The organism is Pseudomonas sp. O230 (genome assembly GCF_045447035.1).
Lineage (GTDB): Bacteria > Pseudomonadota > Gammaproteobacteria > Pseudomonadales > Pseudomonadaceae > Aquipseudomonas.
The window spans coordinates 448,475-471,377 of record NZ_JBJGXN010000005.1 but is presented as its reverse complement, the minus strand read 5'-3'; the positions used below and the strand labels follow the sequence as shown (position 1 = coordinate 471,377).

The following is a 22,903-nucleotide window of genomic DNA, read 5'->3' as shown; positions in this document are numbered from 1 at the left end:
GAAGTGTTATGAGTCTGAAATGGGTTGATGTGCTGGAAATCGCGATCCAACTTGCTGAATCCAAGCCGGATGTGGACCCGCGTTACGTGAACTTCGTCGATCTGCACAAATGGGTGCTGGCATTGCCGGAGTTCAGCGATGATCCGACCCGCGGTGGCGAGAAGGTGCTTGAAGCCATTCAGGCGGCCTGGATCGAAGAAGCAGACTGAGTCTGCGCCGTACGCAGTTAGGCAATACCAAAGAACCCGCGTATAATTCGCGGGTTTAATTTTTCACAAATTACCGTTTCTGGAGTTACACCATGGCTGTTCAACGTACTTTCTCCATCATCAAGCCTGACGCTGTTGCAAAAAACGTCATCGGCGAGATCACCACTCGTTTCGAAAAAGCAGGCCTGCGCGTTGTAGCTTCGAAACTGAAGCAACTGTCCAAAGCCGAAGCTGAAGGCTTCTACGCTGAGCACAGCGCTCGTGGTTTCTTCGGCGACCTGGTTGCTTTCATGATCTCCGGTCCAGTTGTTGTTCAAGTTCTGGAAGGTGAAAACGCTATCGCTCTGAACCGTGAGCTGATGGGCGCTACCAACCCTAAAGAAGCTGCTGCCGGCACCATCCGCGCTGACTTCGCTGATTCCATCGACGCCAACGCTGTACACGGTTCGGACTCCGAAGCCGCTGCTGCTCGCGAAATCTCGTACTTCTTCGCAGCTACTGAAGTAACCACTCGCTAAGCATTGGCTTATGAGTGAAGGTGAATCCATGACTACATCGACTGTAAAAACTAACCTGCTGGGTCTGACTCAGCTGGAAATGGAAAAATTCTTCGACTCAATCGGGGAGAAGCGTTTCCGTGCCGGTCAGGTAATGAAATGGATTCACCACCTTGGCGTCGATGATTTCGACGCCATGACGAACGTCAGCAAAGCCTTGCGCGACAAGCTCAAGGTGATTGCTGAAGTTCGCGGTCCTGAAGTGGTCAGCGAGGACATTTCCACCGACGGCACCCGTAAGTGGGTGGTGCGCGTGGCGTCCGGCAGCTGCGTCGAGACCGTCTACATCCCTCAGGGCAAACGCGGCACTCTGTGCGTTTCGTCCCAGGCAGGCTGTGCCCTGGATTGCAGTTTCTGCTCCACCGGCAAGCAAGGTTTCAACAGCAACCTCACCGCCGCTGAAGTCATCGGCCAGGTGTGGATTGCCAACAAATCGTTCGGCAGCATTCCGGCGACCGCCGACCGTGCCATCACCAACGTGGTGATGATGGGCATGGGCGAGCCGCTGCTGAACTTCGACAACGTCGTGGCTGCCATGCATCTGATGATGGATGACTTGGGCTACGGGATCTCCAAGCGCCGCGTGACCCTGTCCACTTCGGGCGTGGTGCCGATGATTGATGAGCTGTCCAAGCATATCGACGTCTCCCTGGCGTTGTCCCTGCACGCACCGAACGACGCATTGCGTAACCAATTGGTGCCGATCAACAAGAAATATCCGCTTAAGATGCTGCTCGAGTCGTGCCAGCGCTACATGTCGTCCTTGGGCGAAAAACGCGTGCTGACCATCGAGTACACCTTGCTCAAGGACATCAACGACAAGGTTGAACATGCCGTTGAGATGATCGAGTTGCTCAAGAATATCCCGTGCAAGATCAACCTGATTCCGTTCAACCCGTTCCCGCATTCCGGCTATGAGCGTCCGAGCAACAACGCCATTCGCCGTTTCCAGGATCAGCTTCACCATGCCGGCTTCAATGTCACCGTACGCACCACCCGTGGTGAAGACATCGACGCCGCGTGTGGCCAATTGGTAGGGCAGGTGCTGGATCGCACCCGTCGCAGCGAACGTTATATCGCCGTGCGCGAGTTGAGTGCCGAGAACGATATGGCGCAAAACGCCGCGAAATAAATTAAGAGAGGATCTCTATGTCCCTGCGCTTTGCGCTGCTTGTGCTGTTGGCCAGCCTTTGTGCTGGTTGTGTCCTGTCGGGCGATTTCAACCCGATGAAGACCAGCAAGGGCCGCGATGAAGCGCGTGTCGCCTACGTGCAACTGGGGCTGGGGTACTTGCAGCAAGGGATGACCGAGCGGGCGAAAGTGCCGTTGAAAAAGGCGCTGGACCTGGATGATTCGGACCCTGACGCCAACGCGGCGCTGGGGCTGGTGTTCCAGGCCGAGATGGAGCCGGAGCTGGCCGACCAGCATTTTCGCAAGGCGCTGTCCTCGCGCCCCGGCGATGCACGCATCCTGAACAATTACGGCAGTTTTCTGTACGAAGAGAAACGATACAAGGAAGCCTACGAGCGCTTTGAACAGGCTGCCGCCGATACCCTGTATCCTGAGCGTTCGCGAGTGTTCGAGAACCTGGGTATGACCGCTTCGATGCTTGGCCAGCGTGATCTGGCCCGGCAGCAACTGGAAAAAGCCCTGCGTTTGAACCGTCAGCAACCCCGTGCATTGCTGGAAATGGCTGAGTTGTCTTACGAAGACAGGCATTATGTGCCCGCGCGTGACTACTACGATCGTTTTAGCCTGCTCACCGAGCAAAATGCACGTAGTCTATTGCTCGGCGTTCGGCTGGCAAAAGTGTTTGAAGATCGCGACAAGGCCGCCAGTTTTGGCCTGCAACTAAAACGACTCTATCCCGGTACGCCGGAATATCAGCAATACCTGTCGGAGCAATGATGAAAGCGGCGCATCCCGAAGTTGTAGCAGCGAATCGCGTTAACCCCGGTGAGACTTTGCGCCAGGCCCGCGAAAGCAATGGCTGGTCGCTGGCCGAAGTAGCCCTCAAGCTCAACCTCACCGTTAATTCCCTGGGTAATCTGGAAGCCGGCGCATTCGACAAGCTGCCGGGGCATACCTTCGCTCGCGGTTATATTCGCGCGTACGCCAAGTTGCTCGGCATGGACCAGAGCGTTCTGGTTCAGCAATTCGACCAATCCACTGGTACCGACTCCCAGGGCAGCAACGTCCACAGCCTGGGTCGCATCGAAGAACCGGTGCGGGTTTCCCACACTATTTTGCGAATCGTCAGCCTGCTGTTGCTGATCGCGGTGATCGGCGGTGGTTTTGTCTGGTGGCAGGATCAAGCCTCATTGCGCACCAAGGACCTGGCCAGCCTGAGCCCGGAACACGTTGAAGTCGAAGGCGCTGACGGCACCACTCAGATCCATCCGCTGGACGAGCCAGAAGACCAGGCTGTCGCGGAAGGGCAGGCTGAAGGCTCGACTGCTCTTGCATTGCCGCAAGCCGAGACTTCGGCTGAAGCACCGGTTGAAGCTGAAGCCATTGCGCCTGCTGCCGCGCCGACTGCACCGACGCACAGCACCACGCCAGTTGCCCCGGCACCAGTTGCCCCGGTTCACAGCACCGCCCCGGTTGTCGCGACGCCATCCCCGACTGCTCCTGTTGTGTCGACCCTGCCTGCCACCGCTTCCGTGACGCCAACAATTCCTGCTTCGACAGCGGCTGCCCCAGTTGCCGGCCAAGGCCAGGTTCAACTGCAATTCACCGCCGATTGCTGGACACAAGTCACCGACGGCACCGGCAAAGTGCTGGTGAGTGGCCTCAAGCGTAAAGGCGAAAACGTTACTGTCAGCGGCAAGCCGCCGTTTGCCGTGCGCCTGGGCTTCGCCCGTGGTGCGCAGGTTAGCTACAACGGTCAGGTGGTTGATGTCGCTCCGTTCACCAGTGGCGAGACTGCTCGCCTGAAGTTGGGTCAATAAGTCATGCACGGCGAATCTCCAATCAAGCGTCGCGAATCCCGGAAAATCTGGGTCGGTAACGTACCTGTTGGCGGCGATGCGCCCATCGCTGTGCAGAGCATGACCAACAGCGACACCAATGATGTCGCCGCCACCGTGGCCCAGATCAATCGTCTGGAAGCCGCTGGCGTCGATATCGTGCGCATTTCCGTGCCTGACATGGACGCCGCCGAAGCTTTCGGCAAGATCAAGCAACTGGTCAAAGTGCCGTTGGTGGCCGACATTCACTTCGACTACAAGATCGCTCTGCGCGTAGCCGAATTGGGTGTTGATTGCCTGCGCATCAACCCGGGCAACATTGGTCGCGAAGACCGCGTGCGTGCGGTAGTCGATGCCGCCCGCGATCGCGGGATTCCGATCCGCATCGGCGTCAACGCCGGTTCCCTGGAAAAAGACCTGCAAAAGAAATACGGCGAGCCGACCCCGGCCGCGCTGGTCGAGTCTGCCCTGCGTCACGTCGAGCACCTTGAACGCCTGAACTTCCAGGACTTCAAGGTCAGCGTGAAAGCCTCCGACGTGTTCATGGCCGTCGCCGCTTACCGCTTGCTGGCCAAGGAAATCGTCCAGCCGCTGCACCTGGGCATCACCGAAGCCGGTGGTTTGCGTTCAGGCACAGTGAAATCCGCCGTGGGCCTCGGTATGCTGCTCGCCGAAGGGATTGGCGATACTATCCGCATCTCGTTGGCGGCTGACCCGGTCGAGGAAGTGAAAGTCGGCTACGACATTCTCAAATCTCTGCACCTGCGCTCCCGTGGCATCAACTTCATCGCCTGCCCGAGCTGCTCGCGGCAGAACTTCGATGTGGTCAAAACCATGAACGAGCTGGAAGGGCGCCTCGAAGATCTGCTGGTGCCGCTGGATGTCGCGGTCATCGGTTGCGTGGTCAACGGGCCGGGCGAAGCCAAGGAAGCCCATATCGGCTTGACCGGCGGCACGCCAAACCTGATTTACATCGACGGCAAGCCGTCGCAGAAACTGACGAATGACAATCTGGTGGATGAGCTTGAACGCTTGATCCGCCAGAAAGCGGCCGAAAAGGTCGAGGCTGACGCAGCTGTAATCGCTCGCGGCTGATCGAACGAATTTAAGGATTTAAAGTGAGCAAGTCTCTGCAAGCCATTCGTGGCATGAACGACATCCTGCCCGAACAGACTCCCTTGTGGCGTCATTTCGAGGGCACCGTTTCGCGTCTGCTGGATAACTACGGTTACAAGCAGATCCGCATGCCGATAGTCGAGTTCACCGAGCTGTTCAAGCGCTCCATCGGTGAAGTGACCGACATCGTCGAAAAAGAGATGTACACCTTCGAAGACCGTAACGGTGATTCGCTGACCCTGCGCCCTGAAGGCACAGCGGCCTGCGTGCGTGCGGTGCTCGAACACGGCATCACTGGCGGTGGCCAGGTGCAGAAGCTTTGGTACATCGGCCCGATGTTCCGCCACGAACGTCCGCAGAAAGGCCGTTATCGCCAGTTCCACCAGATCGGCGTCGAGGTGTTCAACCTCGACGGTCCGGACATCGACGCCGAGCTGATCGTGCTGACCTGGCGCCTGTGGGGCGAGTTGGGCATCCGTGATGCGGTCAAGCTTGAGCTCAACAGCCTGGGCACCAGTGAGTCCCGTGGTCGTTATCGTGAAGCGCTGGTCGAATTCCTGTCTGCTCACCTGGACAAGCTCGACGAAGACAGTCAGCGCCGTCTGAAGACCAACCCGCTGCGGGTTCTGGACACCAAGAATGCCGACACTCAGGCGATCCTGGTCGACGCGCCGAAAATGGCCGACTACCTCGACGAAGAATCCCGCTTGCACTTCGAGGGCCTCAGGGCGCGTCTGGACGCCGCCGGCATTCCTTACGTAATCAACCCGAAGCTGGTGCGCGGGCTGGATTACTACAGCAAGACCGTTTTCGAATGGGTCACCGACAAGTTGGGCGCTCAAGGCACTGTGTGTGCCGGCGGCCGTTACGACGGTCTGGTGGAGCAGATGGGCGGCAAGCCGACCCCGGGCGTTGGTTTCGCCATGGGTATCGAACGCCTGGTCCTGCTGCTTGAAACCCTGGAGCAGATCCCGGAAGAGATCTCCCGTCAGGTCGACGTCTATCTTTGCGCATTCGGCGAGGCTGCCGAGTTGGCTGCGCTGACGTTGAGCGAGAAGGTTCGCGATCAATTGCCCAACCTGCGTCTGCAGATCAATGCCGGCGCCGGCAGCTTCAAAAGCCAGTTCAAGAAAGCCGACAAGAGCGGTGCGCTGTACGCATTGATCCTCGGTGACGACGAAATGGCCCAGCAAGTGGTAGGTTTCAAACCCCTGCGTGGCCAGGGCGAACAACAAAGCATTGCCTGGGATGCGCTTGCTGCACACCTGGCCACCTGCGTCGTGCAGGGTTGAAGCTGTCATAAACAGCCGATTTAGCGATTAAGGAGTATTGGGGTGTCGAGTACCGAAGACGAAAACCTGGCGGATTTAAAGGACTGGTGGACACGCAACGGCAAGCCCCTGGTCACTGGCGGCCTGTTGGCGCTGGTCATCGTGTTCGGCTGGCAGGCCTTTCACAAGTATCAGAGCAATCAGTCGCAAGGCGCCTCGATGCTCTATCAGCAATTGCTCGAAACCACGCTGACGCCTGACGGCAAGCCCGATGCCGCCCGTGTTTCGGACCTGGCCGGCAAGCTCAACAGCGAATTTGGCGGTAGCGCCTACGCGCAATATGGCAGCCTGTTCGTGGCGAAAGTCGCGGTCGACAGCGGCAAGCTGGACGACGCTGCCACCGAGCTGAAAGCCATCGTTGCCAAACCGGCCAACCCGGCACTGGGCGAAATCGCCCGTCAGCGCCTGGCGCAGGTGCTGGCCGCGCAGAACAAGGCCGATGAAGCCCTGAAGCTGCTCGAAGGCGATACCGATAAAGCATTCCTCGCCACTCGCGAAGAACTCAAGGGCGACCTGCTGGTGCAGTTGGGTCGTACCGACGAAGCGAACGCTGCGTATCAAAAAGCCAAGGCGGCACTGTCGGATGAAGCGGCAGTCGGTGGCCTACAAATCAAGCTGGACGACCTGGCCAAAGGGGATGCGTGACGTGATCCGTTGGAAACATGCAGCATTGCTGGCTCTGGCCGTTTTGGCCGCGGGTTGCAGCAGCAACAGCAAAAAAGAATTGCCACCTGCCGAGCTGGTCGACTTCAAAGAAGAAGTGGTCCTGCAAAAGCAGTGGAGTCGTTCGATCGGTGACGGTCAGGGCGAAACCTACAACATGCTGGTTCCGGCGATCGATGGCGATACCATTTATGCCGCCGACGTTACTGGCGTGGTGATGGCGATGGATCGCAGCAATGGCGACGTCAAATGGAAGAAAGATCTGGATCTGCCTGTTTCCGGCGCCGTAGGCGTAGGTTATGGCCTGCTCGTGATCGGTACGACCAAGGGCGAAATCGTTGCGATGGACGCCACCAACGGTGAAGAGAAATGGCGCGCTCGCGTGTCCAGCGAAGTTCTCGCACCGCCGGCCAACAACGGTGACGTGGTTGTGGTTCAGACTCAGGATGACCGTCTGATCGGTCTGGATGCCACCACCGGTAACCAGCGCTGGTTGTATGAAAGCACGCCTGCCGTCCTGACCCTGCGTGGCACCAGTGCGCCGATCGTGACCAACCGCCTCGCGGTGGCTGGCCTGTCGACCGGTAAAGTGGTTGCGCTCGATATTTCCAACGGCGTGCCGGTGTGGGAACAACGGGTAGCGATTCCACAAGGTCGTTCGGAGCTGGAGCGCGTTGTCGATATCGACGGTGGCTTGCTGCTGTCCGGCGGTACCTTGTACGTCGCCAGCTATCAGGGTCGCGTTGCGGCACTGGATCTGGAAAGCGGTCGTCAGCTCTGGCAGCGTGATGCTTCCAGCTATGCCGGCGTTGCCCAGGGTTTCGGCACTGTGTATGTGAGCCTGTCTTCGGGCACCGTTGAAGGCGTCGACGAGCGTTCCACCACTGCTTTGTGGAGCAACGATTCGCTGGCTCGCCGTCAATTGTCGGCTCCGGAAGTGTTCTCCAGTTATGTTGCAGTCGGTGACATGGAAGGCTACGTACACCTGCTGAGCCAGGTGGACGGTCGCTTCGTCGGCCGCGAACGCATCGACAGCGACGGCCTGCGTGCCCGTCCGCTGGTGGTGGGTGACACGATTTATCTGTATGGCAACAGTGGCAAACTGGAAGCCCTGACCATCAAGTAGAACTATGCTGGACCTATAGGTAGTAGCGAGCTTGCTCGCGATGGACGTCAACGATAACGCGTGCAATCTCTATAAACGCGGTGCTGTGACGTTCTTCGCGAGCAAACTCGCTCCTACACGAGCACCAGCCGCTGCCTCGCAGCGGCTTTTGTATTTTCTGAAATAACGAAGTGGAGAGCCGCATGGTTCCCGTAATCGCCCTGGTGGGCCGACCGAACGTCGGCAAGTCCACCTTGTTCAACCGCCTGACCAGGACTCGTGACGCCATCGTCGGCGACTTGTCCGGTCTGACCCGTGATCGCCAATACGGTGAGGCCAAGTGGCAAGGGCGTTCCTACATTCTGGTCGACACCGGCGGTATCTCCGGTGACGAGCACGGTATGGACGAAAAAATGGCCGAGCAGTCGCTGCTGGCCATTGAAGAAGCCGATGTCGTTCTGTTCCTGGTAGATGCCAAGGCCGGTTTCACCGCCGCCGACCAGATGATCGCCGAGCATTTGCGCAAACGTAACAAGCGTTCCTACGTGGTTGCCAACAAGGTCGACAACATCGACCCTGAAATGGCCCGCGCCGAGTTCGCCCCGTTGGGCATGGGCCACGCGATCCCGATCGCTGGCGCCCACGGTCGTGGCATCACCCAGATGCTCGAAATCGCGCTGAGCACCTTCCCGAAAGACGATGACGAGCTGGAAGAAGGCGAGGAAGAGATCGTTGCCGAAGGCGAGGAAGCCAAGCGCATTCCTGGCCCAAGCGAAAAAGACGGGATCAAGATCGCCATCATCGGCCGCCCTAACGTCGGCAAGTCGACCCTCGTCAACCGCATGCTCGGTGAAGACCGTGTCATCGTTTATGACGAGCCGGGCACCACCCGCGACAGCATCTACATCCCGTTCGAGCGTAACGACGAGAAGTACACCCTGATCGACACCGCCGGTGTGCGCAAGCGCGGCAAGATCCACGAAGAAGTTGAAAAATTCTCCGTGGTCAAAACCCTGCAAGCGATCAAAGATGCCAACGTGGTGATCTTCGTGATGGACGCCCGCGAAGGCGTCGTCGACCACGACCTCAACCTGCTGGGCTTCGCCATTGAGTCGGGTCGTGCGCTGGTGATCGCGATCAACAAGTGGGACGGCATGACGCCGAGCGAGCGCGACTTCGTGAAGGTCGAGCTGCAACGTCGCCTGTTCTTCGTTGACTACGCCGACATCCACTTCATCTCGGCCCTGCACGGCACGGGCGTGGGCAACCTCTACGCCTCCGTACAGAACTCGTTCAAGTCTGCGGTTACTCGCTGGCCAACCAACCGCCTGACCACGATTCTGGAAGATGCGGTGGGTGAGCACGCGCCGCCGATGGTCAACAACCGCCGGATCAAGCTGCGTTACGCCCACTTGGGTGGCGCGAACCCGCCGATCATCGTGATTCACGGTAACCAGATCGAGAAGGTGCCGAAGTCTTACGTTCGCTATCTGGAAAACACTTACCGTCGTGTCTTGAAGCTGGTCGGTACGCCGATCCGCATCGAGTTCAAGGGCGGCGAGAACCCGTACGAAGGCAACAAGACCTCGCTCACTGACCGTCAGGTCAACAAGAAGCGTCGCATGATGTCGCACCACAAAAAGGCCGACAAGAAGCGCCGCGACAAGCGCTGAGGCTTCCGTCGGCAGTAAAAAGGGTACTCACCAGAGTGCCCTTTTTTTATGGGCGTCGGATGGGCTATCCTCGGGCTCTCCCGCGCCGCCGTTAGAGCCGGGTGTAGAGCAGGGAATCACCGATGATCACCAGTAAGCTGCCGAATGTCGGCATCACTATCTTCACGCAGATGTCTCAGCTCGCGGCGCAAACCGGGGCGATCAACCTGTCACAGGGTTTCCCCGATTTCGATGCCCCGCAAGCCCTGTGCGATGCGGTCGGTCGGCACATTGCCAATGGCCACAACCAGTATTCGCCGATGACCGGTCTGCCGGCATTGCGTCAGCAAGTGGCGGCGAAGATTGCTCGCAGTTACGGCGTCAATGTCGATGCCGACAACGAAGTGACCATCACGCCCGGCGCCACTCAGACGATCTTCTGCGCGATTCAGGCGGTTATCCGAAGCGGCGACGAAGTGATCGTGTTCGATCCGTGCTACGACAGTTATGAGCCGGCGACGGAGCTGGCCGGTGGCCGTTGCGTGCATGTGCAGCTTGGACTGAATGATTTCTCCATCGACTTCCAGAAACTGGCTGAGGCCATCACGCCGCGCACGCGGATGATTGTGCTGAACACGCCGCACAACCCGAGCGGCGCGTTGATCAGCCGTGCCGAGCTGGATCAGTTGGCGGACCTGATCCGTGATCGTGACATCTACCTCGTCAGCGACGAAGTCTACGAACACCTGGTATTCGACGGTGTGCCGCACGTCAGTGTGCTGAACCACGAAGAGCTGTATCAGCGCGCCTTCGTGGTCAGCTCGTTCGGCAAGACCTATCACGTCACTGGCTGGAAAACCGGCTACGTGGTCGCACCGCCGGCCCTCACCGCAGAGCTGCGCAAGGTGCACCAGTACGTCAGTTTCTGCGGTGTGACCCCGTTACAATACGCTTTGGCCGACTTCATGGCCGAACACCCGGAACACGTTGAAGAACTGCCGGGTTTCTACCAGGCCAAGCGCGATCAGTTCTGCGATTTACTGGCGCCATCGCGTTTCAGTTTCAACCGCGTCACCGGCACCTATTTCCAGTTGGTCGATTACTCGCAGATCCGCCCCGATCTCAACGATGTCGAGATGGCGCTGTGGATGACTCGCGAACACGGCGTGGCGAGCATCCCGATCTCGGTGTTCTACCAGACGCCGCCCGAAGGCCAGCGCCTGGTACGCCTGTGCTTCGCCAAGCGCGAGGAGACCCTGCGTGAAGCAGCGGCAAAACTATGCGTGATCTGAGTGCATTGCCGAATCTGACCATCGCGCTGATCCAGACAAGCCTGGCCTGGCACGACCGCCAGGCCAATCTGGAGCATTTCGAGACACTGTTTGAGCAGGCTCGCGGCGCTGACCTGATCATCCTGCCGGAGATGTTCACCACCGGTTTTTCCATGGAGTCCGAGACCCTCGCGGAGCCGGAAAACGGTCCCACCAGCAAATGGCTGCGCGCCCAGGCTGCGCAACTCGATGCGGTGATCACCGGCAGCATCATCGTTCAGGCCGCTGACGGCAGTCATCGCAATCGCCTGTTGTGGGCGCGACCGGATGGCGAGGTCTGGCATTACGACAAGCGCCACTTGTTCCGCATGGCCGGCGAGCACAATCACTACACACCGGGCGAGCGCCAGGTGCAGTTCGAACTCAAAGGCTGGCGCGTGCGGCCGCTGATTTGCTACGACTTGCGTTTCCCGGTGTGGAGCCGCGATGCCCAGGACACCGATCTGTTGCTGTACACCGCGAATTGGCCGGGGGCGCGGCGCCAACACTGGAACCGTTTGCTGCCAGCGCGGGCAATCGAAAATCTGTGCTACGTGGCGGCGGTGAATCGCATCGGGACGGACGGGAAAGGCTTCGCTTATACCGGTGACAGTCAGGTGCTGGATTTTCAGGGCGAGACGTTGCTCAGTGCCGGTGAGGCGGATGGGGTGTTTCAGGTAGTTCTGGAGGCAGCGGAACTGGCGGCGTATCGCACGCGGTTTCCGGCGAATCTGGATGCGGACACGTTCGAGTTCACCTGAGATATTCACCGCCTGGACCGGCCCCTTCGCGAGCAAGCCCGCTCCCACAGTTGATCGGTGTGAACACAAATGTTGTGTGCACCCAAAATCCCCTCTGGGAGCGGGCTTGCTCGCGAATAGGCCTCATAGGCAACACAAAAATCCCAGACAAACAAAAAGGCCCCAAGGTTCGCACCTTGGGGCCTTTTACATTTCAGCGAACGCTTACGCCGCTTTCGCTTCCGGCTGGCTCAACGAGCGGTTCAGCGCGCTGAACAGGGCCTTGAAGCTGGCGGTGGTGATGTTTTCATCGATACCCACGCCGTGTACGGCACGTTCACCGTTCACTCGCAGCTCAATGTAGGCCGCGGCCTTGGCATTGGTGCCCGCGCCGATCGCGTGTTCGTTGTAGTCCATGATCTCCACCGGAATCGGCAGACCGGCCACCAGCGCTTCCAGTGCGCCGTTGCCTTTGCCGCGCCAGTGCAGGTTGGTTTCGCCCTGGCCTTTGCCGGAGACTTCCACTTCCACGGCGCTGTGACCGTTTTCTTCCTGCAGGCGATGGCTGACCAGCGCGTACGGGGTGTTGGCTTGCAGGTACTCGCTGTGCAGCAATGCATGGATCTGCTGGGCGGTCATTTCGAGGCCCAGACGATCGGTCTCACGCTGCACGACCTGGCTGAACTCGATCTGCATGCGACGCGGCAAGCTGATGCCGTATTCCTGTTCCAGCAGATAAGCGATACCGCCCTTGCCCGACTGGCTGTTGACGCGGATCACCGCTTCGTAGCTGCGGCCGATGTCGGCCGGGTCGATCGGCAAGTACGGCACTTCCCACAGGGCGTCCGGTTTCTGCTGGGCGAAGCCCTTGCGGATGGCATCCTGGTGCGAGCCGGAGAACGCGGTGTGAACCAGGTCGCCGACGTACGGGTGACGCGGGTGCACCTGGATCTGGTTGCACTCTTCGACGACTTTGCGTACGCCATCGATGTCCGAGAAGTCCAGCTCAGGGTGAATGCCTTGGGTGTAGAGGTTCAGTGCCACAGTCACCAGGTCGACGTTACCGGTACGCTCGCCGTTGCCGAACAGGCAGCCTTCGACACGGTCCGCGCCAGCCATCAGGCCCAGCTCGGTGGCGGCCACGCCAGTGCCACGGTCGTTGTGGGTGTGCAGGCTGATGATCACGCTGTCACGACGGTTGATGTGACGGCCGAACCATTCGATCTGGTCGGCATAGATGTTCGGGGTCGCGCATTCGACGGTGGCCGGCAGGTTGAGGATCATCTTGTGCTCAGGCGTAGGGTTCCAGACTTCAATGACGGCGTCGCAGACTTCCTTGGCGAATTCCAGCTCGGTGGCGCTGAAGGTTTCCGGCGAGTACTCGAAGGTCCACTCGGTGTCCGGCTGCATGGCCGCATATTTGACGAACAGTTTGGCAGCGTTGACCGCGATGGCCTTGATCCCGTCCTTGTCCTGGTTGAAGACAATGCGGCGGAAGGAAGGGGAGGTCGCGTTGTACAGGTGAACGATGGCTTTCTTCGCCCCGCGCAGGGATTCGAAGGTGCGCTCGATCAAGTCTTCACGACCTTGGGTCAGCACCTGAATGGTGGTGTCGTCCGGGATGTGGCCGTCTTCGATCAGGGTGCGCACGAAGTCGAAGTCGGTTTGCGAAGCGGCCGGGAACGACGCTTCGATTTCTTTCACGCCGACCTGCACCAGGGTTTTCCAGAAACGCAGCTTCTTGACCGCGTCCATCGGCTCGATCAGCGACTGGTTGCCGTCACGCAGGTCGGAGCTGCACCAGATCGGCGCGGCGGTGATGGTCTTCGACGGCCAGGTGCGGTCCGGAATGTCGATGGTCGGGAACGCGCGGTATTTCGAAGACGGGTCTTTGAGCATGCTCATCGGGAAATCCTTAGTGTGTGGGCCGAAAAAAGGCGGCCTGCCGGTGGATCAAAAGTTCTTGGGGAAAGCGTAAGACGAGGCGTCGCAATTCAGCCTGGCAGTCGTGCGCTGACGAGGCACAAGCTGCGGTGCTGGCGAAGCTGAATGAGGGTGTGAGAGGTTTTCATGCCTTCAACCCTAACCGCGAGGGTGAAGGATGGCAAGCAGTCGAAAAAAATTGAGAGGAATACCCGAAAAGTCCATTTAATCGAGATTTTATTGCTCTAATTGTCGGTGATCGTTTTGATGTTTGCGCAAGGTTTGCGCGATGCGCAATTGAAGACTTTGAATTGTTGGCTCTGTCAGCACAGCTATTCTTAAAGTCTCGGCAAGACGACTGGCAGGCAGGAGTCGGCAATGAACGAATCGGATTGGAAGCGTTACAGCGCGTTGCGTCCCTTGGCCCATGAACGGATGTGTGTCCGGATCATGGAAGAGGTCGAGCGCACGGTGCTGGATAAAACCCTGGTGCCTTATGAGCGGATAGAAGCCAGCGAAGAGTTGCTAAAGGCCGGACAAAAGGAACTGTATTGGGCGTTCGGTGTGTTCAGGTTTTCACGACATGAGGCCCGCTCGCATTTACTCGGGCTGTGTGCTCGGGAGTTGATCAGTCCTGAGGAGTTGACCGGGTTCTCGGAGGAGACTCAGGCGTGGATCAAACACTGCCTGGCGGACCGGGAAGTCCATGGGATTGAGGATCTTGAGGCGGAATAGGCGGTGGCAGTGATGCCCTCTTCGCGAGCAGGCTCGCGAAGAGGGTCGCTAGCCTCAACGACTATTTATGGCTGGAACGCACCGATAAAAATGGCCGGATCCACCCGCGCATCATTCAGGCTGATGTTCCAGTGCATATGCGGTCCGGTCGCCCGTCCGGTTGCGCCAACCTTGCCAACCACACCACCACGCGCCAGTGGCTGCCCGACTTGCACATCAATCTTCGACATGTGGCAGAACATGCTGATAAAGCCCTGCCCATGGTCGACAAACACCGTGTTGCCATTAAAGAAGTAGTTACCGATCAGAATCACCTTGCCTGCCGCCGGGGTCTTGATCGGAGTGCCGGCGCCTACGGCGAAGTCCAGGCCTGAATGGGGATTGCGCTCTTCACCATTGAAAAAGCGGCGCACGCCGAACTTGCTCGACAGCGGCCCGTTCACCGGTTTGTCCAATAGCAGGTTACTCGGGGTGTTCGGACTGAACGTGCGGTAGGCGGCGATCTGCTCGGCGAGTTCGCGCTCGATGCGCTTGAGATTGTCCGGGTCTGGATTGACCTGTTGGGTATTTTTCAGGGTGATGCGCTGTTCCGGGTATTTCTTGTTGCCGACGGTGAAACTCAGGTTACGGCCGCCACTGCTAATGGACTGGGCGCCCGGCTTGACGGTCAACGGCACACCGACGATTGCCAACCAATTGTTCTGTTCCTTGACCACCAATACTGGTTTGCCCTGATAACTGGCCTTTGGTGCCTGGGCAGAGCTGCCCAGATCCACCACCGCCACGCCGCCCGGCACCGGTTTGTTCAACAGGCGAGTGATGTAACTGTCGGCGTGGGCGTTGAAGGTCAGGCACAGCAACAGCAGTGGAGCTAGAAAACGCGGCATGGATCAATCCAGTAAAGAAAGGGTGACAGGCGTCAGGTGGTTGTCTTCGACCCGCACTTGCAGTTCGCCTTCACCCAGTTTGGCTTTGAGGCGCTGGCCGTTGTGGGTTTGCGCGGCGTTGCGGATCGCGTTGCCGCGCTCGTCGAGCAAAATGCTGTAGCCACGGCCGAGGGTCGCCAGCGGGCTGACCACGTGCAGCGTCTGCACCTGACTTTGCAATTGCAGGCGACGGGATTTGAGGCCTTCGCGAATCGCTCGAGGCAGGCGTTCGGCGAGGCTGTCGAGGCGCTGGCGCAGCATCGCCAGTTGCCGCCCCGGATGCTGCCCGGCGAGACGGGTTTCCAGGCGGATCAAGCGTTCGCGACGGGTGTTGAGGCTGCGTTCGAAGGCGCGGCGCATGCGCATGTCCAGATCATCCAGACGTTGTGCTTGCTGGCGCAGGCGTTCGCCGGGATGGCGCAAGCGCCGAGAGATGCCTTCCAGACGCAGACGGTCGCGCATCAGGCGGTCACGCATGCGCATCACCAGCCGACGGTGCAGGCTCTCGACCCGACGCACCAAATCACTTGAGTCCGGTGCCAGCAGTTCGGCGGCAGCGGATGGCGTCGGGGCGCGAACGTCGGCCACGAAGTCGCTGATCGAAACGTCGGTTTCATGGCCGACGGCGCTGACAATCGGTGTCACGCAAGCGTCTACGGCGCGGGCCACGGCTTCTTCGTTGAAACACCAGAGGTCTTCCAGCGAGCCGCCGCCACGGGCCAGGATCAATGCATCAAAACCACGGGCATCCGCCAGTTTCAGTGCGCGGACAATCTGCGCCGTCGCTTCGCGGCCCTGCACGGCGGTGGGGATCAGCGTCAACTGCACCTGCGGCGCACGACGACGAAACACGCTGATGATGTCGCGGATCACCGCGCCGGTCGGCGAACTGATGATGCCGATGCGCTGCGGATGCGCCGGCAGCGGCACTTTGCGCTCGGCGCTGAACAGGCCTTCGGCGCTGAGCTTTTCCTTCAGCGCATCGAAGGCCAGACGCAGCGCACCGTCACCGGCCGGCTCGACGGTGTCGAGGATCAACTGATAGTCGCCACGGCCCTCGAACAGCGAAACCTTGCCGCGCACCTTGACCGCCAGACCATCCTTCAGCGCCTGACGAACCCGCGCCGCGTTCTGCCGAAACAATGCGCAACGCACCTGGGCGCCGCTGTCCTTTAGGGTGAAATACACATGGCCGGACGCCGGGCGGGCGAGGTTGGATATTTCGCCTTCGACCCAGATATTGCTGAACACGTCTTCGAGCAACACCCGCGCGCGGCCGTTGAGCTGGCTGACGGTCAGGACTTCACGGTCCAGGCCGAGTCTTGCAAAGGGATCTTTAATCATGGGGCGCAGTTTAAAGGCATTCGGCGCTGAATCTCCATGCGTCAGCGTAAATCCCTGTGGGAGCGAGCTTGCTCGCGATGACGGTTTAACATTCACCATTGATGTCGACTAACACATCGCTATCGCGAGCAAGCTCGCTCCCACAATGATTTGTGCAGGTGTTGATGAAGTGTTGAACCAGCGCCGTGGGATTCTGCCGGCAGGCGAGGGCGACGGTGCTGCGGCAATCCGGGGCGGCCAGGGGCAGGAAATGAATGTCGGGTGGGGCGATGTCCTGCATCGACTCCGGCAGCAGGGCGATGCCGAATCCAGCCTGGATCAATTGCAGTTGCGTGGTTTTGCGCGACACCACCCGCGCCGCTTTCGGGAAGAATCCCTGACGCATGCACAACTCGGCGGACAGGTAACTCAACCCGCCCCGTTGCGGGTGCGGGATGGAGATAAAGGCTTCATCCTTCAACTGCGCCAGATCGATGCCCGTTGTGGACTTATCCACAGCCAGGCGGTGATTCGGCGGGACCGCCAGCAGCAGGCGTTCGCTGTACAGCGGAGCAATGTGCACCCCCTCACGCTGACGCAACACCGGCAGGCGCAGCACCCCGACATCCAGCCGACCTTCGGCCAATTCTTCCAGTTGCGCTTCGGAGGACAGTTTGACGATCTCCATGGACACGTCGGCCTGCTGATCCAGATAAGCACTGATAACCCGCAGCAGGCGACCACTCATGGGCACGGTGCTGGAGTGACTCAGGCGCAAGGTGCCCAGTTGCCCGTTGCCCACTTGGGTCGCCATTTCACTGGCCTTGGCCAGCTCGCTCAGCAGGTTTCTGGCGCGCGGCAAGAACGCCTCCCCGGCGGCGGTCAGTCGCGGCTGGCGCGCCGTGCGTTCGAACAACGGGGTTTGCAGGCGGGTTTCCATCTCTTTGATCTGCCGGCTCAAGGCTGACTGAGCAACAAACAAACGCTCGGCGGCGGCACTGAAACTCCCGCACTCGGCGATTTCCACGAAGTAACGCAATTGACGGGTTGAAAGCACGAGGCATGCCTTTTTGAGATGGGTGGTCGGCTTTGAAGATATTAGTCGCAAGGCTCGGCACTGGCTAAAGTCTTCACAGGTATTTGATAAAGGCGTGCAGATGAACGTGCTGGAGTTGTTAAACCAATGGCCATTCGGCGCGACGGATTGGCTGGTGATCGGCCTGGGCATCGCTTTGGCGTACATCGTATTTGGCATTGCCGGGTTCGGCACTGCGTTGGTGGCGGGCCCGATTCTGATTCTGTTCATGCCGTTGTCGAAAATCGTGCCGTTGCTGGTGTTGCTGGATTTCGTCGCCGCGTTCGGCAATCTGCTGCCGTCGCGACGGGATGTGGCCAAGCCGGAATTGCTGCGGCTGCTGCCGTGCATGGCGGTGGGGTGCACGCTGGGGGTGATTTTTCTGCTGAACCTGAAGTCCGACCTGTTGTTGCTGTTGATGGGGCTGTTTATCAGCGCCTATGCGATTTACAGCCTGTGGGTCAAAACCCGCCCGACGCAGTTGTCGGCAGGTTGGGCGGTACCGATGGGCACGATCGGCGGGATGTTCGGTGCGCTGTTTGGCAGTGGCGGCTTTTTATATGCGATCTATTTGAACAGTCGGTTGCCCAAAGACGCCGCGCGGGCGACCCAGAGCGCGCTGATCAGTTGCAGCACCGTGGTGCGCCTGAGTCTGTTTGCTGTCGCGGGTGTGTATGCCGAGCTACCCTTGTTGGTACTGGCGCTGTGTTTGTTGCCCGCCATGGCGCTGGGGTTGTGGATCGGCCGGCGGTTGACCAGGCGATTGTCCCGCGAGGCGTTTGTGCGGCTGGTGACGTGGCTGGTGCTGGTCAGCGGGATTGCGTTGATCGGGCGGTATTTGAGTACTTGACCGGATTTCGTCAGGGATTAAGCTGCCCGCCATTCCGACGCCTTCGCGGGCAAGCCCGCTCCCACAGTGACCGGGGTGGACATGATTTTTATGTACACCACCAAGCCTTGTGGGAGCGGGCTTGCCCGCGAAGGCGTCAAACGGTACGCCGCAGAACTTTCCATTTTGACGCAGCAGGCTTGCACCCATGAACTCTCAAAGCATCATCGTCCCGAAAATCTCCACGCTGCCGGTGCACGAACCCCGGGCCAGGGCAGTCGTGCGGTGGCTGGTGCGCAAGAACATCATCAAGGAAGAGCTGACCACCTGCGGCCGCACCGGCAACCGCATGGGCCACGCGATCGCTGACGGGGCCCGCGCGGTGGTCCTGCACCCGCAAGCGCTGCCGTTCGGCGAGCCGGTCAATGGCCTGGAGATTGTTACCAAGCGCTGCATCTATGCGCCGGCCAAGGGTTTTCTTGAGGAAGCAGGCTGCGCCGAGTGTCGCAAGGAAGTCGGCGAAGCGCTGTTCGAAAGCCTCGAAGACTGGATGCCGGGGCGCACCGATAACTTCACCTGCCCGGAATGCGGGCATGAAGACGACATCAACGGGTTTCTGTTCCTGCAGGAATGCGGGTTTTCCAACCTGGGATTCATTTTCAACAACTGGGCGGAGGCTGGGTTCAAGCAGAGCTTTATCGATGAGTTCGCCGACTGGCTGGATCAGCCTGTCAGTTGGGTCAAAGTCGAGCTGTAGGCGGCGACAATCTCCGTATATCAGTAATGCCAATAATAGACAGAGTTTTACATTGAACCCGAGGGGGTGTCTGACTATAATGGCGCGCTTCCATTTTCCCGCTCGGGAGCCCCCGCGATGCTGCGTATCAGCCAAGAAGCTCTGACATTCGACGACATTCTCCTAGTGCCTGGTTATTCCGAGGTGCTTCCTAACGAAGTCAGTCTCAAGACCCGCCTTACCCGTGGCATCGAGCTGAATATTCCTCTGGTTTCTGCCGCCATGGACACCGTTACTGAAGCCCGTCTGGCAATCGCCATGGCTCAGGAAGGTGGCATCGGCATTATCCACAAGAACATGACCATCGAGCAGCAAGCTGCCGAAGTGCGCAAGGTCAAGCGTTACGAAGCCGGCGTGGTCAAGGACCCGATCACCATCGAGGCTGAAGCCACGGTTCGTGAACTGTTCGAACTGACCCGCATGCACAACATCTCCGGCGTTCCGGTTTTGCACAATGGCGACCTGGTCGGCATCGTCACTTCCCGTGACGTGCGTTTCGAAAATCGTCTGGAAGCTACTGTCCGCGAAGTGATGACGCCGAAAGAGCGTCTGGTCACGGTCAAGGAAGGCGCCGACAAGAACGACGTTCGTGAGCTGTTGCACAAACACCGCATCGAACGCGTACTGATCGTCGACGACAAATTTGCCCTCAAAGGCATGATGACCGTCAACGACATCGAAAAAGCCAAGGCGTACCCGCTGGCCAGCAAGGACGATCAAGGTCGTCTGCGCGTTGGCGCTGCGGTCGGCACCGGTAAAGACACCGGTGACCGCGTAGCTGCCCTGGTCAATGCCGGCGTTGACGTGGTGGTGGTCGACACCGCTCACGGTCACTCCAAAGGCGTGATCGACCGCGTTCGCTGGGTCAAACAGAATTTCCCTGAAGTGCAGGTCATCGGCGGCAACATCGCCACCGGCGCCGCTGCCAAGGCCCTGGCCGAAGCTGGTGCTGACGCGGTCAAGGTCGGTATCGGCCCTGGCTCGATCTGCACCACCCGCATTGTCGCCGGTGTCGGCGTCCCGCAAATCAGTGCCATCGCCAACGTTGCCGCCGCCCTTGAAGGCACCGGTGTTCCGTTGATCGCCGACGGCGGCATCCGTTTCTCCGGTGACCTGTCCAAGGCCATCGTGGCTGGTGCTTCCTGCGTGATGATGGGCTCGATGTTCGCCGGTACTGAAGAAGCGCCGGGCGAGATCGAACTGTTCCAGGGTCGTTCGTACAAGGCTTACCGCGGCATGGGTTCGCTGGGCGCCATGTCTCAGGCTCAAGGTTCCTCCGACCGTTACTTCCAGGACTCCTCGGCAGGCGCCGAGAAACTGGTTCCGGAAGGCATCGAAGGGCGTGTTCCGTACAAGGGCAGCCTGAGCGCGATCATCCATCAACTGATGGGCGGCCTGCGTTCCTCGATGGGCTACACCGGCAGTGCCGACATCGAAGAAATGCGCACCAAGCCTGAGTTCGTGCGGATCACCGGCGCTGGCATGGCCGAGTCCCACGTTCATGACGTACAGATCACCAAAGAAGCGCCAAACTACCGCGTAGGTTGAGCCTTCAAGCAAAAAGTTAAGTAACCGGGGCTGTTTTATTCAGCCCCGAGTTGTTTCTGAATCACGACTGTTTCTGAATTACTTAGACGAGACTGAATCATGGCCCTCGACATTCACGCCCACCGCATCCTGATCCTCGACTTCGGTTCCCAGTACACCCAACTGATCGCCCGCCGCGTGCGTGAAATCGGCGTGTACTGCGAACTGCATCCGTTCGACATGGATGACGAAGCGATTCGCGAATTCGCTCCAAAAGGCGTCATTCTCGCCGGCGGCCCCGAGTCCGTGCACGTAGCCGACAGTCCGCGCTGCCCGCAAGCCGTATTCGACCTGGGCGTACCAGTCTTCGGTATTTGCTACGGCATGCAGACCATGGCTGAGCAGCTGGGTGGCAAGGTTGAAGGTTCCGAACTGCGTGAGTTCGGTTACGCCCGTGTCGACGTGGTCGGCAAGAGCAAGCTGCTCGACGGCATCGAAGACCACATCGACGCCGACGGCCTGTTCGGCCTCGACGTGTGGATGAGCCACGGTGACAAAGTCACCAAGATGCCTCAGGAATTCCACATCCTGGCCAGCACCCCGAGCTGCCCGATCGCCGGCATGTTCGACGATGCTCGCGGCTACTACGGCGTGCAATTCCACCCGGAAGTGACCCACACCAAACAGGGCGGTCGCATCCTCTCGCGCTTCATCCTCGACATCTGCGGTTGCGAAGCGCTGTGGACGCCGTCGAAGATTGCTGAAGACGCCATCGCCAACATCCGCGCCCAGGTCGGCACCGACAACGTACTGCTCGGCCTGTCCGGCGGTGTGGACTCCTCGGTGGTCGCCGCGCTGCTGCACAAAGCCATTGGCGACCAGCTGACCTGCGTCTTCGTCGACAACGGCCTGCTGCGTCTGCACGAAGGCGAGCAAGTGATGGCCATGTTCGCCGAGAACATGGGCGTCAAGGTGATCCGCGCCAACGCTGAAGACCAGTTCCTGAACAACCTGGCTGGCGAGTCCGACCCAGAGAAGAAGCGCAAGATCATCGGCCGTACCTTCATCGACGTCTTCGATGCCCAGTCCAACAAACTGGACAACATCAAGTACCTCGCCCAAGGCACCATCTACCCGGACGTGATCGAGTCGGCTGGCGCGAAAAGCGGCAAGGCTCACGTGATCAAGTCGCACCACAACGTGGGTGGCCTGCCGGAAGAGATGAACCTCAAGCTGGTCGAACCCCTGCGCGAGCTGTTCAAGGACGAAGTCCGTCGTCTGGGCCTGGAACTCGGCCTGCCGTACGACATGGTCTACCGTCACCCGTTCCCGGGCCCGGGCCTGGGCGTGCGGATCCTCGGTGAAGTGAAGAAGGAATACGCCGACCTGCTGCGTCGTGCCGACCACATCTTCATCGAAGAACTGCGCAAAGCCGACTGGTACCACAAGGTCAGCCAGGCGTTCGTGGTGTTCCAGCCGGTGAAATCGGTTGGCGTTGTAGGCGATGGCCGTCGTTACGCCTGGGTCGTGGCCCTGCGTGCCGTGGAAACCATCGACTTCATGACCGCGCGTTGGGCTCACCTGCCTTACGAACTGCTGGAAACCGTCAGCGGCCGTATCATCAATGAAATCGAAGGCATCTCCCGCGTCACTTACGACGTGTCGAGCAAGCCGCCAGCGACGATTGAGTGGGAATGATTGGGCGTCCGGTACTGACCGGCACCAACTAGCAAGAATCACCCTGAAGCCCGCGTAATTGCGGGCTTTTGGCTTTTTGGGTCTGGCAAACGCTGGAAGCTTTCTGCATCGCCAGGCACCGTGTTTATGTGGCCTGGTACGGGGCATTGGCTGAGCCAAATGCCATGCTTGGTGCTCGATACCATGTCGCCTCCTTAGGGAGGGGCTTGGTATCAAGTCTCATGATCCACCCGGTTTCATTGGGTTTTCTTGTGGTGCGTGAGCAACGGGCTATATGTAGCCGTCACTGTTTCAGCTTATGAAGTATTGACCCAATTACCAATAGTTCTCTGACCATGACTCCTGGCCTGCGAGCTCTTGACGACATTGGATCTTGAGTAGGTATTATAGGATCGGTGTGGTATCCGCAGACCGGTCAA

General features: G+C 59.3%; 21 protein-coding genes. 17 read left to right on the top strand and 4 right to left on the bottom strand.

The annotated features are described in order from the left end of the window. The first annotated feature begins 8 nt into the window (after window positions 1–8). From iscX to ACI77H_RS13440, 12 genes are all read left to right on the top strand, one after another. Window positions 9–209 carry a Fe-S cluster assembly protein IscX gene (gene iscX / locus ACI77H_RS13495; protein ID WP_008147746.1) on the top strand — a complete coding sequence of 67 codons (201 nt, stop codon included), beginning with the start codon at window positions 9–11 and terminating at the stop codon, window positions 207–209. A gap of 92 nt (window positions 210–301) precedes the next feature. Continuing rightward, on the top strand, window positions 302–727 hold the full coding sequence (gene ndk / locus ACI77H_RS13490; RefSeq protein ID WP_007916882.1) for a nucleoside-diphosphate kinase: 426 nt from the start codon (window positions 302–304) through the stop codon (window positions 725–727). A gap of 28 nt (window positions 728–755) precedes the next feature. Continuing rightward, window positions 756–1,898: a 23S rRNA (adenine(2503)-C(2))-methyltransferase RlmN gene (gene rlmN / locus ACI77H_RS13485; protein WP_054045377.1), complete on the top strand. Its 1,143-nt coding sequence runs from the start codon at window positions 756–758 to the stop codon at window positions 1,896–1,898. A gap of 17 nt (window positions 1,899–1,915) precedes the next feature. Then, a complete protein-coding gene (pilW, locus tag ACI77H_RS13480) occupies window positions 1,916–2,674 on the top strand; it encodes a type IV pilus biogenesis/stability protein PilW (protein WP_407012334.1) in 759 nt (252 codons plus the stop codon). Beyond that, on the top strand, window positions 2,674–3,717 hold the full coding sequence (locus tag ACI77H_RS13475; RefSeq protein WP_407012333.1) for a RodZ domain-containing protein: 1,044 nt from the start codon (window positions 2,674–2,676) through the stop codon (window positions 3,715–3,717). The genes pilW and ACI77H_RS13475 overlap by 1 nt, the downstream gene beginning before the upstream one ends. A 3-nt stretch (window positions 3,718–3,720) precedes the next feature. Beyond that, a complete protein-coding gene (ispG, locus tag ACI77H_RS13470) occupies window positions 3,721–4,830 on the top strand; it encodes a flavodoxin-dependent (E)-4-hydroxy-3-methylbut-2-enyl-diphosphate synthase (RefSeq protein WP_010457850.1) in 1,110 nt (369 codons plus the stop codon). A 23-nt stretch (window positions 4,831–4,853) separates the two neighbouring features. After that, window positions 4,854–6,143 carry a histidine--tRNA ligase gene (hisS, locus tag ACI77H_RS13465; protein WP_407012332.1) on the top strand — a complete coding sequence of 430 codons (1,290 nt, stop codon included), beginning with the start codon at window positions 4,854–4,856 and terminating at the stop codon, window positions 6,141–6,143. A gap of 42 nt (window positions 6,144–6,185) precedes the next feature. After that, window positions 6,186–6,827: a tetratricopeptide repeat protein gene (locus ACI77H_RS13460; RefSeq protein ID WP_407012331.1), complete on the top strand. Its 642-nt coding sequence runs from the start codon at window positions 6,186–6,188 to the stop codon at window positions 6,825–6,827. Further along, a complete protein-coding gene (gene bamB / locus ACI77H_RS13455) occupies window positions 6,820–7,971 on the top strand; it encodes an outer membrane protein assembly factor BamB (protein ID WP_407012330.1) in 1,152 nt (383 codons plus the stop codon). Before ACI77H_RS13460 ends, bamB begins: the two co-directional genes overlap by 8 nt. 182 nt (window positions 7,972–8,153) lie before the next feature. After that, on the top strand, window positions 8,154–9,623 hold the full coding sequence (gene der, locus ACI77H_RS13450; RefSeq protein ID WP_407012329.1) for a ribosome biogenesis GTPase Der: 1,470 nt from the start codon (window positions 8,154–8,156) through the stop codon (window positions 9,621–9,623). A 122-nt stretch (window positions 9,624–9,745) separates the two neighbouring features. Next, window positions 9,746–10,894 carry a pyridoxal phosphate-dependent aminotransferase gene (locus ACI77H_RS13445; protein ID WP_407012328.1) on the top strand — a complete coding sequence of 383 codons (1,149 nt, stop codon included), beginning with the start codon at window positions 9,746–9,748 and terminating at the stop codon, window positions 10,892–10,894. Next, window positions 10,882–11,673, top strand: a complete 792-nt coding sequence (locus ACI77H_RS13440; RefSeq protein WP_407012327.1) for an amidohydrolase — start codon at window positions 10,882–10,884, stop codon at window positions 11,671–11,673. The genes ACI77H_RS13445 and ACI77H_RS13440 overlap by 13 nt, the downstream gene beginning before the upstream one ends. Window positions 11,674–11,877: 204 nt before the next feature. Here the strand turns inward: ACI77H_RS13440 and leuA are convergent, their stop codons facing one another. Next, entirely contained in the window at window positions 11,878–13,557 is a 1,680-nt protein-coding gene (gene leuA, locus ACI77H_RS13435) for a 2-isopropylmalate synthase (RefSeq protein WP_407012326.1), read from the bottom strand. Between the two features lie 396 nt (window positions 13,558–13,953). Here leuA and ACI77H_RS13430 point away from each other — a divergent pair, with 396 nt between their 5' ends. Then, a complete protein-coding gene (locus tag ACI77H_RS13430; RefSeq protein ID WP_407012325.1) occupies window positions 13,954–14,310 on the top strand; it encodes a hypothetical protein in 357 nt (118 codons plus the stop codon). A gap of 65 nt (window positions 14,311–14,375) precedes the next feature. Here the strand turns inward: ACI77H_RS13430 and ACI77H_RS13425 are convergent, their stop codons facing one another. The 3 genes from ACI77H_RS13425 to ACI77H_RS13415 form a co-directional block, all read right to left on the bottom strand. Beyond that, entirely contained in the window at window positions 14,376–15,197 is an 822-nt protein-coding gene (locus ACI77H_RS13425) for a peptidoglycan DD-metalloendopeptidase family protein (protein ID WP_407012324.1), read from the bottom strand. 3 nt (window positions 15,198–15,200) lie between these two features. Continuing rightward, window positions 15,201–16,580, bottom strand: a complete 1,380-nt coding sequence (gene xseA / locus ACI77H_RS13420; RefSeq protein WP_407012323.1) for an exodeoxyribonuclease VII large subunit — start codon at window positions 16,578–16,580, stop codon at window positions 15,201–15,203. 85 nt (window positions 16,581–16,665) lie between these two features. Continuing rightward, window positions 16,666–17,616: a LysR family transcriptional regulator gene (locus ACI77H_RS13415; protein WP_407012322.1), complete on the bottom strand. Its 951-nt coding sequence runs from the start codon at window positions 17,614–17,616 to the stop codon at window positions 16,666–16,668. Window positions 17,617–17,716: 100 nt separating this feature from the next. Between ACI77H_RS13415 and ACI77H_RS13410 the strand changes: the two genes are divergently transcribed. The 4 genes from ACI77H_RS13410 (at window position 17,717) to guaA (ending at window position 22,484) form a co-directional block, all read left to right on the top strand. Continuing rightward, entirely contained in the window at window positions 17,717–18,484 is a 768-nt protein-coding gene (locus ACI77H_RS13410; RefSeq protein WP_407012321.1) for a sulfite exporter TauE/SafE family protein, read from the top strand. Between the two features lie 187 nt (window positions 18,485–18,671). Next, window positions 18,672–19,220, top strand: a complete 549-nt coding sequence (locus tag ACI77H_RS13405) for a sugar ABC transporter ATPase (protein ID WP_407012320.1) — start codon at window positions 18,672–18,674, stop codon at window positions 19,218–19,220. Window positions 19,221–19,337: 117 nt separating this feature from the next. Beyond that, window positions 19,338–20,807, top strand: coding sequence for an IMP dehydrogenase (guaB, locus tag ACI77H_RS13400; RefSeq protein ID WP_150633824.1), 1,470 nt, complete (start codon window positions 19,338–19,340; stop codon window positions 20,805–20,807). A gap of 99 nt (window positions 20,808–20,906) precedes the next feature. Beyond that, complete coding sequence (guaA, locus tag ACI77H_RS13395) at window positions 20,907–22,484, top strand: glutamine-hydrolyzing GMP synthase (protein ID WP_407012319.1); 1,578 nt, start codon at window positions 20,907–20,909, stop codon at window positions 22,482–22,484. Window positions 22,485–22,903: the final 419 nt, after the last annotated feature.